Annotated in this window: 9 protein-coding genes and 1 pseudogene; all 10 read right to left on the bottom strand. The window is 33.6% G+C overall.

All coding sequences use genetic code 11. From position 1 onward, the window contains the following. Positions 1 to 98: 98 nt before the first annotated feature. Positions 99 to 329, bottom strand: coding sequence for a hypothetical protein (locus U472_RS08265; protein ID WP_068717401.1), 231 nt, complete (start codon positions 327 to 329; stop codon positions 99 to 101). Between the two features lie 55 nt (positions 330 to 384). After that, positions 385 to 1,143 (bottom strand): hypothetical protein, encoded by a 759-nt coding sequence (locus U472_RS16225; RefSeq protein ID WP_083189829.1) that lies wholly within the window; start codon positions 1,141 to 1,143, stop codon positions 385 to 387. Positions 1,144 to 1,399: 256 nt separating this feature from the next. After that, positions 1,400 to 1,999 (bottom strand): hypothetical protein, encoded by a 600-nt coding sequence (locus tag U472_RS08255; RefSeq protein ID WP_068717399.1) that lies wholly within the window; start codon positions 1,997 to 1,999, stop codon positions 1,400 to 1,402. Between the two features lie 23 nt (positions 2,000 to 2,022). Further along, complete coding sequence (locus tag U472_RS08250; RefSeq protein ID WP_068717397.1) at positions 2,023 to 4,953, bottom strand: RHS repeat domain-containing protein; 2,931 nt, start codon at positions 4,951 to 4,953, stop codon at positions 2,023 to 2,025. Between the two features lie 154 nt (positions 4,954 to 5,107). Beyond that, positions 5,108 to 5,590, bottom strand: coding sequence for an Imm30 family immunity protein (locus U472_RS08245; RefSeq protein ID WP_068717395.1), 483 nt, complete (start codon positions 5,588 to 5,590; stop codon positions 5,108 to 5,110). 880 nt (positions 5,591 to 6,470) lie between these two features. After that, positions 6,471 to 6,731 (bottom strand): annotated as a pseudogene (locus U472_RS17685) (RHS repeat-associated core domain-containing protein); the annotation flags it as partial. Positions 6,732 to 7,100: 369 nt separating this feature from the next. After that, positions 7,101 to 7,301, bottom strand: coding sequence for a hypothetical protein (locus U472_RS08235; protein ID WP_218059058.1), 201 nt, complete (start codon positions 7,299 to 7,301; stop codon positions 7,101 to 7,103). A gap of 226 nt (positions 7,302 to 7,527) precedes the next feature. After that, positions 7,528 to 8,139 (bottom strand): hypothetical protein, encoded by a 612-nt coding sequence (locus U472_RS08230; RefSeq protein WP_068717391.1) that lies wholly within the window; start codon positions 8,137 to 8,139, stop codon positions 7,528 to 7,530. Between the two features lie 105 nt (positions 8,140 to 8,244). Beyond that, positions 8,245 to 9,819 (bottom strand): RHS repeat domain-containing protein, encoded by a 1,575-nt coding sequence (locus U472_RS17795; RefSeq protein WP_483823604.1) that lies wholly within the window; start codon positions 9,817 to 9,819, stop codon positions 8,245 to 8,247. A gap of 39 nt (positions 9,820 to 9,858) precedes the next feature. After that, a partial coding sequence (locus tag U472_RS17675; protein WP_425415773.1) for a DUF7305 domain-containing protein occupies positions 9,859 to 18,176 on the bottom strand: 8,318 nt, incomplete at its 3' end. Positions 18,177 to 18,328 lie beyond the last annotated feature (152 nt).

Genomic DNA, 18,328 nt, shown 5'->3' with positions numbered 1-18,328 from the left:
CACTGGTGTCCGCCTTATAAATGTAATAAGATTAATAATACCCAGAGAAAATAATTCTCTGGGTATTATTCAACAACTACTTTTTAATCTACATTGAATTATATAGAGTTCTTTTTATTATTATACCACTCTTCAAATAATATATCTACAACAGCTCCAATAGTTGCTTTATTAAAATTGCCTCCTATAGAATAGATTTTATTGACTACTTCATTAACTTTTCTATCTACTTCTTCACTATTAATTTCAACACCTGACTGGTGATTTTTTATCTTATTAATAACTATTTGTTTTGTGATTTTTAAACTTTCCTCTGGTATTTTATACATTATCGTCTCCCCTTATAAGAAAAATATCTTTTAAATAATTTTTGAAATCTAAATTCTATTCCTTTGATGTAGGTAAATAATATGGAATTTTTTCTAAGCTATCTAATTTTATGGCTTGATTAGTAATCGCTTGTGTTGCACCTCCAGAACCAAACTGAGGAAAATCTTTAGTAAGCGGTTCTAAATAATTTGCATTTCCCCAATTTCCATAAGGAACTTTTATATCATCAATAATTTGTAGAGTATCAAAAGAACCTTTTATAGACGCATCATGAGGAACTTGTAATTTACTTTGACTAGCTATATCATAATTATCAAAACTAAAATAAGTTCCATTTAGATTCTCTGGTATTAATTTAGTCTTTTTCAAATCATCTATATAAAATGCATTCTCAGACATATATCGATACCCTGTCGAAGGCACAGCTTCACCATCTGGTTTTACATAAAAATCAGCTTTTCCTTCTACATCCAAATTATTATCAACTTGCTTAGCAAGACTATTTGTAGAAATAGCATCATCTAATAAATTACTTGAACTACCTTTATTCATTGTTCCTAATACACCACTAACCCAACCTGCTACTTCAAAATTATTCATCCAATGCTGAGCAGAGAATGGATCTTCTGGGTTAAAAGCTCCTTTAACTGTATCGGCTGCTCCAATAGTTAGCCAGTTAGCGAAATCGTATGGTGAATTCATCATTTTAGATGTTCTCTCATTTGCTCCCGATACCATTGCGTCTAGCATACCTATTGTCATATAATTAGCAAAATTATATGGAGAATCTAAAGCATGTCCAGCTCTATCCATAGCACTATTCCAGAATCCTTTTCCTATTTCTACAAAACTATTTAGTGATTTGGATATTGGATTTTCTTTAGTATGACCCGTTGGGTCATTATATTTTAGAGGATTATTGAGATATAGATTTAAGATCTGTAGTCTTATAATTTCTCCCCAATAGCTATCCTCAGTAATAAACCTATAAAAATAAGGACATTTGTGCTGTATTGATCAGCTAAATGTCCTTATTATTTATGCAATAATAATTAATAATTTTTTCTAATTATAATTTCCAAGGTGAATATAATATTAAAACATCCCTTGCCCTCAAAGGCTCTAATAACCTTCTAAAATATCCAACTGAAACATTCTCACTCACTAAAGTTGGAATAAATTTTAAAGTAGGATAATATGAACCAACAGTTCTAGGTTGAATGAATAAATCAATCTCCCTTAATATTTCTATCAATTCTTCTATTGACTTCTTCTCTTCAGCTAAAATAAGCATACTACGGGAATGCCTATCAAACATTAGCTCTAATTCTATTTCATTAAGATTGGAAATATTTTTAATATATAATTCTTTTACTTGATTACATTCAACCCAACCATTTTTTTTAAGTTTGTTTTCTTTAAACATCCTTTGAATTTTAGTTAACTTATCAGAACGATTTGCTAAAATACATGAATAAATAAAATAATTATCATTACTTACTTTAATAAAATCACCTATATTTGTTTTTTCAATTATATACCTATTTAACAATCTTATATCATCTGGCGGATTTATAAATCCCCAATTATTTTCATCTTTTATCTTTACAAATCCAAAATTACCCTTATTAATACTAGCGGGTTCATGTTTTTCATATATTTTTTTCATCTACTATCACCTCTTGTTAATAATCAATAATTCTTGGTCCAATCATGATCACTCGGATAAAAATAATGATGACTTTCCGTACCATTTTCAGTCTCTATATAAACATTATAATGTGGAGGAGTATTTTCTGCTTTATGCCCATACATGTCATGAGCAACTTCTCTACCATTATGAGATGTCCATATAGGTCTCTTTACACTATTTCCTAACCAAGGATCACGTGAACCTATTGAAAAATCTACCAATTCAAACTTATCTATTTTACCATGTTTCCCAATACTAGCATGCCGAAACGCTGCCCTTCTTGCTGCTTTTTCTGAAGGCCATATATAACTATTAGGTGGTAGATTATAATCAGGTCTAGCAAATATATCTCCATCAAAGGCTCCCTGCTTACTCAACATAAGATTATCATCAGTACTTCTTTCATTATAAGGCATACCCTCTACATTAGGCCCCGTTAGTGATTCTGGTGCTGGCTCCATACCGGGAGTAGACATATCAACGTCATGGTTTGCTGGAAATGGATTAAATATATTCTTACTACCCGTTGTAGTTGGAAATGGTAGAATGTTAGGTTCTGAATTCTCTGTTGGTTCTAAAACTTCAGGTTCAACTTTTGGGGTATCCCTTGTAAATAAATTCTTTACGAAAGAAAATGCTCTAACATTACTCACAACTAATGTAGAAACTAATTGTTTCTGTGCTTCCCTTAATTTTTGTGCACCTCTCCATAAAGCATTTGCAGCTTCATCATGAGCCTCTTTAGACTGAGGTGTCGCAAAAGGACCCACACTAGTAATAAATTGAGCAAGAATACCTGTATTTCCTGTAGGATCTACATACTTCAATGGATTCTGCGTTACATAAATATACACATTCTGACTCTGCGGATTATCTAACTCACCACGATAACTATCCTCAGTTATAAATCTTCCGATACTAGGATCATAGTATCTCGCACCATAATAATACAGTCCGGTACTCACAACTTGCTTCTGCCCTGTATACTTATAACTTTCTCCACTATCATTCTGTATCTCAATCTGATTCGGTCTCGTTAAATCGCCACCAAAAGGAAGATAATCCTGATTCATAACTACCTTACCACTAGCATCAGTCATAACTCGTGTACTTCCTAAGTTATCTTGGTGGAAGTAAGTTATCTCTGTGCTGACTCCGACGATACCATTAACCTTGGCATACTGCTTGTTCAGTGCGAAGATATAGGATGTGTAGTCTCCACTTTCATCCTCAAAGATTACTTTACCACTGGCACTATGGACAAAGTTAGTCTCTTTCACACTACCATCATGAGTATGTTCGATAATCTTGATTCGCTTATTGTCTCCATCATAAGTAAATTCTGCGATTAACTCTTCATTCTTGTAGACTTTGCTTAATCTATTCTGTAGATTATACTCATACTCCCAGTACTCTATTTTCTCACCACTTGTTTCAGTAAAGGTAACTTCTCCATCTTCTATACTATAGTTATTCCCTTTTTTGATTAGATTTCCTGCTTCATCATAGACGTAAGCATATTCTCCATTGCTCATTAGCCTGTTAGTACCTTCATAGTAAAAGTAATTTGTCTCTTCTACTGTGCCTGCAATTAGTTTCTTGCTCAGTCTGTTTCCTACATCATCATAGTCATAAACTAAAGTAGCCTCTGTTTCTCTACGATAGACCTTGATGTAGTTCTTTAAGATATTTGTAAACTCACCCTTGTTAACAGGGTCAAAGTCAATGTTTCGGTCATCATATTTACTATGGATTTTTAGATACTTAGCTGTGATTCTATCTGGGATGATAATAGTTATATCACCTTTATAGTCCTGTTGATACTCCCAACTATCTGGATTTAGTTTAGTGTAGCTACTATTATCACTACTATAATAGATATCCAGTGTTCTCTTACTAATTCTATGATTAGCCATTCCAGTAGTCTTCAGTTCTATCTTACTTATCTTCTCAACCTCTGAGCCAAAGGAGACTCCGACACTACCAGAATCATAATCTAAGGTGATATCTTCAATCTGATTTACTAAGACATCTATTCCTTTACTACCATAGTAATCTGATAGAATATGCCCCACATCACCTGGATTATCGACATAGAAGTCACCTTCCACTTGAGCTGATACCAGTCGATTCAGTCCATCATACTCATAGACGTTATTGTTACGACGGGTTACATTGCCTGCTCCATCATATTCATAATCAAGACTTAATAGTTCTTCGGTAGTAGTTGTTTCAATATCTGTTCTGTTTGTGATAATAGTATCTGGTCTACCTACATCAGTATAGGTATAACTAGTTGTAACCCCATTATCATACTTCATTGCTGTAACTTGTCCATTATCATTATAGCTAAAGGCTGGATTGTCTTTATCCCCTGCGATACCCGTGATGTACTTTAACTGATTTAAACTATCATAACCATAGTTTAAGTATTCATCACTCTCAGGATATTTGATTCCTATTAGGTTACCATACTTATCATACTTATACTCGGTACTATAGACTTTACCTGAGATACTTCTACTCTCACTAACTATCCTTCCTAACTGGTCATAAACCTGTTCGATACTACTATCCTCTTTCTCTACTAAGACCCTATTCCCTGCATCATCATACTCGTAACTTACACTCTCATTAGCAACTTCATCCTCTTGGTTCTGATAATAGTTAACCTCTTCTAGCTGACCATTTAGATAATAGAGATACTCTTCTTTAATCCCTAAAGGATTAATCTTAGTCTTTAGCTTACCTGCTCCATCATAGTTATAAACTGTGACTTGATTTCCTGCTTTGATCTCTTTTATCTGCTGGTTTAAGCTATTATATTCATACTCAGTTACTAGACCATTACTCATGATCTTCTTAACCAAGTTTCCATTAGGATCATATCGGTACTCTGTTGGAGTAGAGATTCCTGCTTCATAAATCAAAGGATTAATAATTACAAATCTAACAAATTTTATATTGCATAAGAAAAATCCCTATAGGATAGACTCTTTATTTGTCTACTCTATAGGGTAAATTAAATAAGCTTTTTATTAATAAGCTAACTTTTATATCATTAAAGCCAGATAAATTTTTAAATTATCTTAATTCATTTAGTACTTCATTTGTAATATTTTCAAACTTTTTCTGCTCTTCATTATTGAGCCATTTTTTCCCATCATTATTTATATCATGAATTAATTTTATAATAATATTTTGAATTGAAGTATCCATTTTTTTTAAAGCTTTTATATACTCAATACGCTCTTGAGAATGATTTAATATTCTACGATGCAGTCTTTTGCTCCATTCCTTGGCATCATTTTCTATCATGTATGGGGTAATTTTTAATAATTCAATATAAGCACCTTCTCCCTCATAATCTTCTACTGCATGTAATACATTATACATTATTTCATATTCTTTAGTATTATCATCAAATCCTTTACATAAATCACCAATAATTTTAACATTATTTATTTCATTTAATTCCATTAACGCTTCTTCAAAGCCATTTATTTCTTTTTTATTTCTTAATAATTTATTTCTTTTTAATTTTTCAGTTATTTCAGAAATATTCATTGTTATAGCCCCCTTAACTTTATTTTTTATACAAATCTGGAAAATCACTTTTGTTCTGTTGAATAACCTCTAATAACCCACTTCTTATTTCTGAAGTATAAATATTTTGATCCATATATATTTTTCTTAAATCTCGAATGTCATATGCTAAAGCATCCCTAGGAGATAAATTATAATAATTTTGTTTTTGAATATCTGTCATATTTCTTCCATATGTTTTAGTTAACCTATGTCGTCCTCCACTTCCTGGATAAGGTTGCTCCACAAACATAGATATACCATCTCTATAGTTAACTCCATGCTGCTCTATATATTTTGCTGATGGCATATGATGAGGAGTTAGATTATCACCTTTAACTCCAATATAATCTAATCTTCCATAACTACCAACCATTCCTTCATTTGGTAATAATGAATATTCACCTGATTTTTTAGCAAACAACTGTAAATCTATCTTACTATTATATCCATTATCTACATCCAAATTATTAACTTTATTTAACTTACCAACATCACCAGCAGCCTCAGCAACCTCTGAGCTAAGTGCACTTCTAGCTCCAAATCCTGCTTGTACTACTCCTAATCCAGTTTGTACTACACTACCCTTCTCTAATCCATGCTTAATTTCACGTACTCCACCAAGTACATCCGCTACATCTGATGCCCTTTTAGCCTGTTTAGCAAATCTAGCAGCTTTAATTGCTTGACTAGCTCCACCAGGAATAATGGGTAATATAGTAGCAGCACCATCAGCTATTAACCCAACAGTATCTAATCCTGCTCCTAACCAATCTCTATCTCTAATACTGGATTTTAAAGACCATAATCCAACTCCAAATGAAGTTGCATCCCAGACTGTTTCAAGATAATGTCCTGTCGGATCTACATACTTCAACGAATTATTAGTAACATAAATATACAAGTGTTGTGTCTGTGGCTTATCTAGCTCTCCTCGATAACTATCCTCTCTTGTAAACCTACCAATCTCAGGATCATAGTATCTCGCACCATAATAATACAGTCCTATACTCACAACTTGCTTCTGCCCTGTATACTTATAGCTTTCCTCAGTATCATTCTGTATCTCAATCTGATTTGGTCTCGCTAAGTCTCCACCAAAAGGCAGATAATCCTGATCCATGACAACATTAGCACTGGCATCAGTCATTAGTCTCGTTGAGCCTAGGTTATCTTGATGGAAGTAACTTATCTCTGTACTAATTCCAACGATACCGTTAATTTTAGCGTATTGCTTATTCAGTGCAAAGATGTAAGAAGTATAGTCTCCACTTTCATCTTCAAAGATAACTTTCCCGCTGACACTGTAAACAAAGTTAGTCTCTTTGATGCTACCGTCATGAGTATGTTCTAAAAATCAGTAACATGTGATGATTAAATTCTAAAATAAAAAAACAAGTGGATAATGTGAGCAATATCTATTTACCACTCACTACCCACTTATTTATATTTCCTTACCTCTTACTTAATACTCATTACTAGTTTATTGCTTTTATTTATTCTGATTAGAATCTTTATCTTTTTTTTTAAACATACTATCATATATCTTCCCAGCCCCCATAAAAGAAGCAATTAATTCAAATACCTTTAAAAATATCAAAATCGCCATTATAATTAAAAAGTATGTTAATAGAATCTTTAAGAAATCACCAAAAGTTCTAACTGATAAAAATAGTGAATCAAAAAAACTCATCAAAACAAAAAAACCGAACATGACTAAAAAAGGTTTCATGAACCTCTTAAACTTGAACACTTTTAATACTTTTTTTAATTTATTAATCATTGTTATCTTTTTCCTGAATAAGTTTTATTTTTCACTAGAATAAATGTCAACATTTACATTAGGACCAATTTATGTAACCACCATATAAGGAACACTCTTTTTTCAAGTTTCCACCTTATAGGGTACATTTTATTTACTATGAAGTTTTCTTTTTTATTACTCTAAAATAGAATATTAGAAGTCCTATAATATTAAAAATAGCTATTACTGCTGACCAATATCTCTTTTCTTTAACTTCTAAGTCTGAACGCCAAAGATTAATATAAAGCAGAAAAGGAATTACAATTACAAAATAAATTATCATCAAGATATTTATAATTATTTGTGAATTTTTCATATCTTCAATAAAATTAGTCTCCTTAATATACCATTTCTCATCCTCCATTTTTATTATGAAATATATATTACCTGCAGTACTATTAATAATACCTGACTTTGTTCTAAATTCAATATCATAATATACATATAATTTAACCATATCTTCTGAAATCCTATCTATAGATTTAACTTTACCTGTCAAATTTTCAACTTTATTTTTATTCATGAAATTTAGTATATTTAACTCAGTATCAGAATTCAAAACAATTTTTTTGATCCCATCAAAATCCCTATCCTCCAAATAATACATAAATTTCTCAATAACCTTACTTTCATCATTTAAATTATTTTGACTATGTGCAACACCAATAGCCATAAATATAATTACTATTAATATTAAACTCATTATAATATTTTTTTCTAACTTCATAATTTCATCCCCTTTTTGAATACTATATCTCCCTATAAATTATTAATTCTAGAGAGATATATCAATTAACAAAAATTAACAATAATTTTTATTTGATATTATAAATTATTGTTGAAGTTGAGGGACACCTCCTACTAATCCAAAATCAGGTAATTGTTTAACAGTTGATGGCTGTTTTCTTTTAACCCATTCAACACCAAATCCTCCTCCTGCAGGCGTTTCAGGAATAGGAACTGTAAAATGAAGTCCTTTTCCTTTTGAATATCCAGCTGCAAGTTTATACCCACCTACATAACCATTAGCAGTTACATAAAAATCATAATTCTCAGTAGAAGCAAATTTACCTTTTATATTCCCTTCAACTAAAGCAAACCCCACTTCAAATCCAGTTATACTACCATCTGTTCCATAGCCTGCTAAACCTGCTTTCCCAGTAGCACCTACTAAATTCACATCTCCTTTAATCATCGCACCCTCAGTATTAATTTCTGTCTTATTTAACATACCTTCTAAAGTAAATGATGTATTAAGTGCATCGCTTGTATCTCCTTTTAAAAGTCCTTTAGCATCTCCATTAAGAACAAAAGCAGTTGATTTAAAAGTTCCTGAATCATTTTGACTAGTTTGATTAAAGAAACTATTTCCTATTTTCTCTTGATTAGTATTATTATTTGAAGTCTCTTTAACTTCTGGAGTTTTTTCTTCTTTTTCTTTATTCATAAATCCAAACATATCTTCAAATTTTAATTTAGCACCTTCCCACATGTTTGCTAAATAATTCATTCCAAAATAGCCTTCTTCTGCACTGTGACCTGTTGGGTCATTGTATCTTAACGGTGAATTCATTACATACACATATAAGTGTTGACTCTGCGGATCATCCAACTCCCCACGATAAGTATCCTCTCTCGTAAACCTACCTATCTCAGGGTCATAGTATCTCGCCCCATAATAATACAATCCTATCGACACAACTTGCTTCTGTCCTGTATACTTATAACTTTCATTAGTATCATTCTGTACCTCAATCTGATTCGGTCTCGCTAAGTCTCCACCAAAAGGCAGATAATCCTGATCCATGACAACATTAGCACTGGCATCAGTCATTAGTCTCGTTGAGCCTAGGTTATCTTGATGGAAGTAAGTTATCTCTGTACTTTGCCCAACTATACCGTTAAGTTTCGCATACCGTTTATTTAGTGCGAAAATATATGAAGTATATTCTCCTTGCTCATCTTCAAAAATTACTTTGCCAGCAAAATTATAAACAAAATTAGTGATTGTAGCAGTTCCTGTATGGTCATACTCTATAGTTCTGATTCTGCTATTATCGGCATCATAGCTGAATTCTGCGATTAACTCTTCATTCTTATAGACTCTGCTTAATCTACCTTGGAGATTATACTGATACTCCCAGTACTCTACTTCCTCTCCCTTGGTAGCCGTAAAGGTTATTTTTCCATCTTCTATACTATAGGTATTCCCTTTTTTGATTAGATTTCCTGCATTATCATAGACATAGGCATACTCTCCATTGCTCATTAAACGGTTTGTACCTTCATAATAACTATAATCTGTCGTCTGAGTAGTTGAGGTTACCAGCTTCTTAGTTTGCCTATTACCTACACTATCATAGTCATAAACTAGAGTAGCTTTACTTTCTCTACGATAGACCTTGATGTAGTTCTTTAAGATATTGGTAAACTCACCCTTGTTCANGTAACCCCATTATCATACTTCATTGTTTCAACTTGTCCATTATCATTATAGCTAAAGGCTGGATTGTCTTCATCCCCTGCTATACCTTCAATATACTTTAACTGATTTAAGCTATCATAACCATAGTTTAAGTATTCATCACTCTCAGGATATTTGATTCCAACTAAATTACCATACTTATCATACTTATACTCGGTACTATAGACTTTACCTGAGATACTTCTACTCTCACTAACTATCCTTCCTAACTGGTCATAAACCTGTTCGATACTACTATCCTCTTTCTCTACTAAGACCCTATTTCCTGCCTTATCATACTCATAGCTAGTACTCTCATTAGCAACTTCATCTTCTTGGTTCTGATAATAGTTAATCTCTTCTAGCTGACCATTTAGATAATAGAGATACTCTTCTTTAATCCCTAAAGGATTAATCTTAGTCTTTAGCTTACCTGCTCCATCATAGTTATAAACTGTGACTTGATTTCCTGCTTTGATCTCTTTTATCTGCTGGTTTAAGCTATTATATTCATACTCAGTTACTAGACCATTACTCATGATCTTCTTAACCAAGTTACCATTAGGATCATATTGGTACTCTGTTGGAGTAGAGATTCCTGCTTCATAGACTGCAATTAATTTATCTAAGCTATTATAATTATACTCCCTTAGATTACCATTACCATCCTTCTCCCAAAGCTTATTCCCTACTCGGTCATAACCATACTCTTGACTACTTCCATCAGCTTTAGTTACCTTAGTCAATCGATAGAGATCATCATATTGATAAGTGGTGATATTCCCTTCAGGATCACTCTCTGTTAACTTATTACCCATCCTATCATAGGTATAGCTTGTAGTCCTTGTCTCTTCAGAAGTTCTAATGATCTGATCAGTGATATTATAACTATCATCATAGAGATACTCTATCTCTTTATCTCCAGTTATCACCTTGGTCTTATTACCTACCCTATCATACTCTATCTTCTCATCATAGGCAATCTTTTCACCACCAATACTTGGATAAATAGTCTTAACCTTTCTACCAAGACTATCATATTCAGACTCTATCTTATATTTATCATCTAAAATATACTCTCTCTCACCATTAGTAGTACTTATGCCTACTCCCCGAGGATCATAATGAGCAATCTCTTTACCAACAATATCATAGGCAAAGTAACTGGTATTTCCTTCACCATCGATCTGGGCTATCTTATTTCCTCGACTATCATAATCAAATTCAGACTTACTTAAGACTATACCATTTTTATCAACCTGAACTATCTTGATCTCTTGACCAAGGGCATCATAATACTTCTTAGTTACATTCCCCTCTGAGTCGATTACTCTGATTACCCTATTTAAGGCATCATATTCATAGCTCATTGGGTTACCCTTAGCATCAACCTCTTGAATCTTGTTTCCATTTAGATCATACTCATAAGTAATCGTTGGTCTCATAGTTCTTAAGCTGCCATCAACCAAATACTCATCTGCTGCCAACTCTTCTTTAATTAATTGGTTCAAATCATTATAATAATGGTCTATTCTACGCCCCAATTCATCACTCATACTAATTTGATTGCCCAATGCATCATATTGAGCTGTTTTAGTATAGTTAACTCCATTATTTACTCTGGTAAGCTGAATCACATTTCCTGCTAAATCTTTAAATTCAATCGTCTTATTCCCTTCACGGTCAGTAATTGTACGAGTAAGCTTATTATCATCATATTCAATTGTAGCATAGCTACTGTCAGGATAACTTATTTTTGTTACTCGGTTTAACACATCATATTCTTGTTGGGTAGTCTTTCCTTCAGCATCAATAGTCTTAATCCTATTTCCATATCCATCATATTCAAATTCAGTTGCAAGAATTGATGTAGTTGAATCTTGATTTAGATACTGTTCCAGCTTAACCCATCTACCTAACTTATCATAGTAATACTTACTCTTATTAAAGATAGGACTACTGATACTTTCATTCTTCACTAGATAATCATTAACTTCGATATCCTCAGTAGCATTAACTACTGTAGTAATTAAATTCTCATCATCATAGTATTGAATCTTAACTGGATTATCATCTCTATTTTGATAATCCTGTGGACTTAACTCTGCTATAGACTTATCTGGTATCTCTCCATCCTCTGGATAAGTAATCTTCACTAAGCGGCTCAAACTATCATATTGATATTCTGTTAAATTACCTTCAGGATCAATCTCCCAGCTCTTCTGACCTAGATAAAAATCATAACCATATTTATAAACTACAGGTTCTAGCTTCTGATTATCAGCATCTTCTAGATAGACCTTATCCTCTCCTTGGTACTTCTTAACTAAGGTTGGATAAGCATACTTATAATCAGCACTATACTCTGTTTCTGTCACATTACCCTTAGGATCAATTGCCTTAATTACATTACCATACTGATCATAACTATAACTACTCTCAATCCAGGTCTTATCCCCACTCTTTTGGTCTTGGTGATATTTAGCTGTAACTAACAGTTTTCCTTGATTATCATAGCAGTAAGCACTCTCTTCTTTAATCTCACCATCACGGGAATTGTGATTATAGACAATCTTACCCCCTAATAGGTTATGGATACTTCTTCTAACACTCCCTTGACTAAAGTCTGGAGTTGCAAACCCTTCTTTACTACTATCAGTATTCAAGTAATAACTCTCTGTGACCAGATCTGTAGCTGAATCATAGCTATAAATCATATTTCCCCAATTATCATAATCATAGCTGATTTCTCGATTATTAATACCCTTTTCAATAACCTTACTTATAGGTCGCAAAGTATTTAAATCATATTCAACGGTATCCCGTTCTAGTAACTTATTATTTTTGATATCATAAATCTCTGTTACATCATTGATTCCCAAAACATGGGTAGTCCAACTTGTAGTACGAATAGTCATTGGGATTGTTATTGAACTTTTCTGCCCATCATCTTTTTTATAAGGAACTGTCAAATTTGTAGGTGTATCTTCCCAACGATTTCTCTCTTTCTCAATAGGTTTATAGTGATAAATAGTCTTCTTCTTTCCATCACTCTCTATCGTCTGATAATTATGAGATTGCTTACCTTCATAATGTCTAATATCATATTGATAGGTTGTTTCTTTTATCTTATCTTCTCCATCATCTAAATAAACCTCTACCTTTCTTGCCATCAACCTCTGATCCATTGTTACACTCAAGGTTATAGATACAGGAATTTTCAACACCTTTTTCACATTCATATCAGTATGATTAAATTTATAACGTTTATAACTAATCTTCGTTAATCCCTGCCCTGGAACCTCCATCTCACTTAGAGCCACCACAAATTGAACCTTCAAACTAGCAAATAATGTTATATCCTTCTCTCCAAAAGCAGAAGCTACAGCACCAACTATCTCTCCACCACCTGGAAATATATGTGCTATTAACTTAGCCATCATTAAGGCTGTATTGAATTTTGCCCCCGCTGTTGCTCCATATAATAACTCAATCTCATAGTCATAGGTACTAATTCTTCCGCCTATGTCTTTTACTTTCTCTAGCTTTGCATAAGAGTCTATATCATAATCTATAGTTCTATTATATGGATCACCTTCTACCCAAATCTTCTTAATTCTAGGCCACATTAAAGTCCAGTGATAATCAAACTTAACTTTTCTCCCCATAGAATCCTCAATATAATCAAGCAGTAGATCCTTACCATAATGAAAGTTTATCTGATTGATTCCAAAGGGGTCTGTCTTCTTCTTAGTTCTCCCCAAGAAGTCCATCTCATAAGTGGTACCATCCTTTAGTATTAATTTATACTCCTTGGTATACCAGCGACCTGTGGTAAAGTTGTCTCCAGTTATAGTAGTAATACCATCAATAGTATACTTAACTTGCTCAACAATAAAAGTAAAGTCTTCACCTTCATGATGTTCAAAGGTAAGAACCCGTTTATAATCTAGACCTTCTGGATACTCAGTCTTACTTATCTCCATTTCATTGATATAATACATATTACCTTCAGCAGTAGATAAGATTATTGAACTATTAGATTGTTTGACATAAGGAATATTTAATCTCCAGCCTTGCCCCATCGAATAAGCATAGTCCCCTTGATTAGTTAAATATTTCTTAATCGTATTAACAATCGTAGAAGACACATCGTTAAATCCCATCGAAAAATCAGCTGAATCCTTAATATCATCCCAACTTAAAAATGCCCCTGCTTCTTCAGCTGATGAACCGTTATTTGAGCTAAGTACATTAAATCCTAATTCAGCATTAACAGCCATCGAAAAAGCATCACTTCGAGCAACAGAACTATTATACTTTCTAGATAAATTTAAATCAAAGCCATTTCGTCCAGGTAATTCTAACTCTGTTACTTGAGTACTGGCACTTCCTCCCTGAGGAGATACTACAACTCCTCCATGTTTAGCATAGGTCTTTAATGGTGAAAACCCAGTATCCTTATACTCCTGAGGTGATAAATCTTGCATTATCGTAGCTTGTACCGAAAATGCACTAAAGTGATCTGTTACAAAATAAATTGTATTATTTTTTATATCGACTCCTGCTGTTGGAATCAAGAACCACTTATCAAACATAGGATCATAATGATATACTCCTAAGTTTCGTTCAAGAAAACCTTCTGGTACCAAGTCTTCATCATACTCTATCTTTGCTAAATATCCTCTATCAAAGGCTATACTCTCTTCAGGAGTTTCACTTCCTTCTCTAAAAGCAGAAAACTCATAAATAGGACTGACCATAGGATAAAGGCTCTTTTCTTGAAGATATTCACTTTTAATTTCAGTAATCTCTACTTTGCTAATTCCCTCTGGTAGCCCTTCTTGAGGTAAAGCTAAAGATACATTTTCATACTCAATAAGCCCCCCCTCTTCTCGAGTATAAGGTGCTTTTGCTAACCCAACTGTCCCTTCCTTCCACTCTGTTTTTGAACTCTTATTATCTGCTCGATCTATTGCCTGAATACGATACTTGTAAGTCTTTCCATTCTCTAACTCATCATCAACAAACTCTACTTCTTCACCATCAATACTATAATATCTCTTTACTCCCTCTGACTCCCGCTCAACTATATACTCTACTACATCAGGAGCTGGTTTCTCCCATCTTAATATCATCTTCCCATTACCTGGAACAGGTCTAAAATGCTCAGGTGTTCCTGGTGGAGTAGTATCAATATATACCTTAGTTTGAGAAATAGTCTCCCAACCAGCCTTATCAATAGCTTTAACTCTAATCTGATGTTCTCCATCCTCTTGAGCTGGTAATTGATAAGGGCTAACTATCTCTTCAAACTCTCCATCATCAACTGCTAGTTCATAATGATCTATTCCACTAGTAGCATCTGTTGTAGCAAAACTTATGATTGGTTGATTATTATTTGTCCAGCCTGCTGGATCAGCAATTGTTTCAAAAGCTTCTGGGGCAGTAGTATCAACTATTACATTAATAGTATGCTCAGCGATATTTCCTGCCATATCTACTGCTTTAACAGTTATCAAATACTTTCCATCTACAAATATTAATTGATTATTAAATCCTGCTTCATTCTGCCAAGCTGCTTTTCCATTGGTATATATCCAAACAGGACTCTGGTCTATTACTTGCCCCCTTATCTCTACTACAGAGTTATTTGATATATAACCCTCTGCAGGTACTACATCTTCTATTGATGGAGGAGTTGTATCTTTATAGACTGTAATCTCTTTCTCAACCTTCCCAATCTGGTCAACTGCTTCTACCTTAATTAAGTTACTTCCCTCACTTAATGAAATTGGAAGAGAAGTATAGAACATCCCATCTATATCTGCTTCTTGACCATTAACCTTTACCTTTACCTCTCCTAACCCATCAACTATACCATTAACTACTATCTGCTCTTGGTTAGTATAGTATCCTGTTAGTGGGGAACCTATCGTCAAAGCCATTGCTTTAGTATGGGAGACTACCTTACGATAGATAGTCTTAACAAATTTCCGCTCTCCATTAGGCTTTTGATGAGCAACCTCTATCTCAATTAAGTTAAAGCCTTCTTCTAGCTCTAGCTCTTGATTGAAAGTCCGATCTTCTACCTCAACCTCTTCTCCATTGATTAACAATTGGTTTAAAGGCTGCTTCATACTTCCACTTATTTTAAAGGTCTGCTGATTAGTATAGACTAGTTCATCAGCTTGATCTATAGTAAAAAAGGGCTTATCTCCTAATAAGACTTCTACTTGATCAGCACTTACTCTTCCCTGGTTATCCTTGGCTACTGCAAAGACATTATTCTCTTCCCATTTCTTTCCTTGGATTCTAGTTGACTCTAACCAGAAGTAATGCCCCCGTTTCCAAACTTGATTACCATTTATTGTGACTTGAGTATTTGGATTATCTACAAATCCAATGATCCTCTTATCTTTAAGCTCTTTATTATCTAATACCTCTTTCTCTATAGGAGTTAATATCTCAACCTCTGCCTCTCTATTAGTAGTGGCAGCTCCTTCAACTCTGATTTCACCTATTGTAAATCCACCTGGATTCTCAACTAATAATTTATCTGTTTTAATACTCTGCTGATATTTGACACTCTTGATACCATGTTCTGTTTCATAGAGTTCAACCCAACTACCATCTATCCAAGCATATAACTTAAAATAAGGATTATCCTCATTAGCATAAATCTCTACTTCCTCTACTAATCTCTTCTCTTTTGAAAAGTCTATTTGAGGAATACTATAATAGGATTCTCTATGATTAATATTTCCAATCCTAACCTTATCAGAAGTAGCTATAATTTTGCCTTCTATCAAAGCACCTCCATCAAGGTCAATCCAGGCATTAGGAGCATAGATTCCTCCTTCAGCTCCAGCCATAGTGCTGCCTCCAGTGATGACAATCTCCTCTCCTCCACTTAGCAGTGAACCTTCTACCTTTGCTCCACCAGTTATATTAATTGTTCCTGATTTAGTATAAAAGCTTCCGCCTGCTACAGTGGCTCCACCTGTGATTGTAAGGTCACCTTCTTCGATATAGATAGCTCCCTGTACAGCAGCTCCACCGGTAATATTAACCTGATCTGCTTGAGTGTAAAGAGTTCCAGCAAACTTATACTTATCATTACCTCCTATACCACCTTGGAAGCTAACTCTAGCTCCACTATGATAAATTACTAAGCTATTATCTCTACCAATTCCATTAATCCGACTACCACTGCCTATCTCCAAATCATTCTCTACATAGAGATAGACCTGACCATCACCTTCGATACTAATATTACCATTAGAGCCAAAGGTTAAACTCTTAACTCTAAGTATCCGATCTCCATTGCTAGTATCGATAATTAATGAACTAATTACACTTAAGCTTTCATAATAGCCATCATCAGCTATTACAGTAGGATTGGTCCAATCATTAATTTGTACAGTCCCCTTATTCTCTAATCCTGTAGGAAATTCAGGGATGTTAGGAAACTCTGGTAGCCTATACCCTTCAGAAATCAAGCTTAATTCCAATTCCTCTTGATTATTGACCCCATTAAATAAGATACCATCATCTAATTGATCGATTGAATGGATCTGTCTACTCTTATTCTCAGTGTTTCTCAAGCTAGCATTGACCAGGGTCAATCCTTCAGTTGCTCCTACTTTTAGAAAATTACTACCTGTCCATAGATAATCTTTCTTTATCTTCTGGCGATAGATAGTATATCCTCTTAAAGTAAACGTAGGCTCTATCTTAAATTCTCTCCCATTTAGCTCTATTGTTAATAAATCATTACTCTCTTCTTTAATAGCTAACTCTAAATAATAATCATTTATCTCTTCACTTGTTAGAGTAAAGTGGCGATTAATTGATTCATTTAATGAAGTCCCTTCTTGAATTCCAATTAATTTCTTACTAGAACCTTTATAGTCTCCCTTACCCCAGAATTGAACCTCTCCTATACCGCCAAGTCCTCCTCCAGACCCTATTACTACAAACCTTATCTGATCTGTACTAACCTCTTCTGCTAACTCAAAAGGATACCAGCCTTCTTGACTATCGGCATTAATTGTGGCTAGCTCTTTCCAGTTTCCTTCATTATTTACCTCTATTTTCAGATTTCCTTTAGCCTGCTTATTAAAGTAAATTTTAAGCTGATCTAATTGATAAATTCTGCCTAACTCAAATAGAACTTGAGCTTGATCTTGATTATTACTGTTACCATTACTAAAAATTTCTGCACCTTGTTCACTCTCTAATATCTCATCAAACTTCTGATCTCTCCAGTCAGTGGAAACTACCTTACTCCTCCACATTGTATATGTATTCCCATCAACTAAAAATTTAGCTGGATAAGTATAATCAGTATTCTCAGAAGCAGTAATCGATTCTACTTCAATAACATGATAAATACCGTCTACCCTTTCTCCTAAAATCTTAATCTCTGTTAACTCACTATTACTTAATC

Origin of the sequence: Orenia metallireducens (genome assembly GCF_001693735.1) — a bacterium.
GTDB lineage: Bacteria > Bacillota > Halanaerobiia > Halobacteroidales > Halobacteroidaceae > Orenia > Orenia metallireducens.
This window is presented reverse-complemented; position numbering and strand designations above follow the sequence as displayed.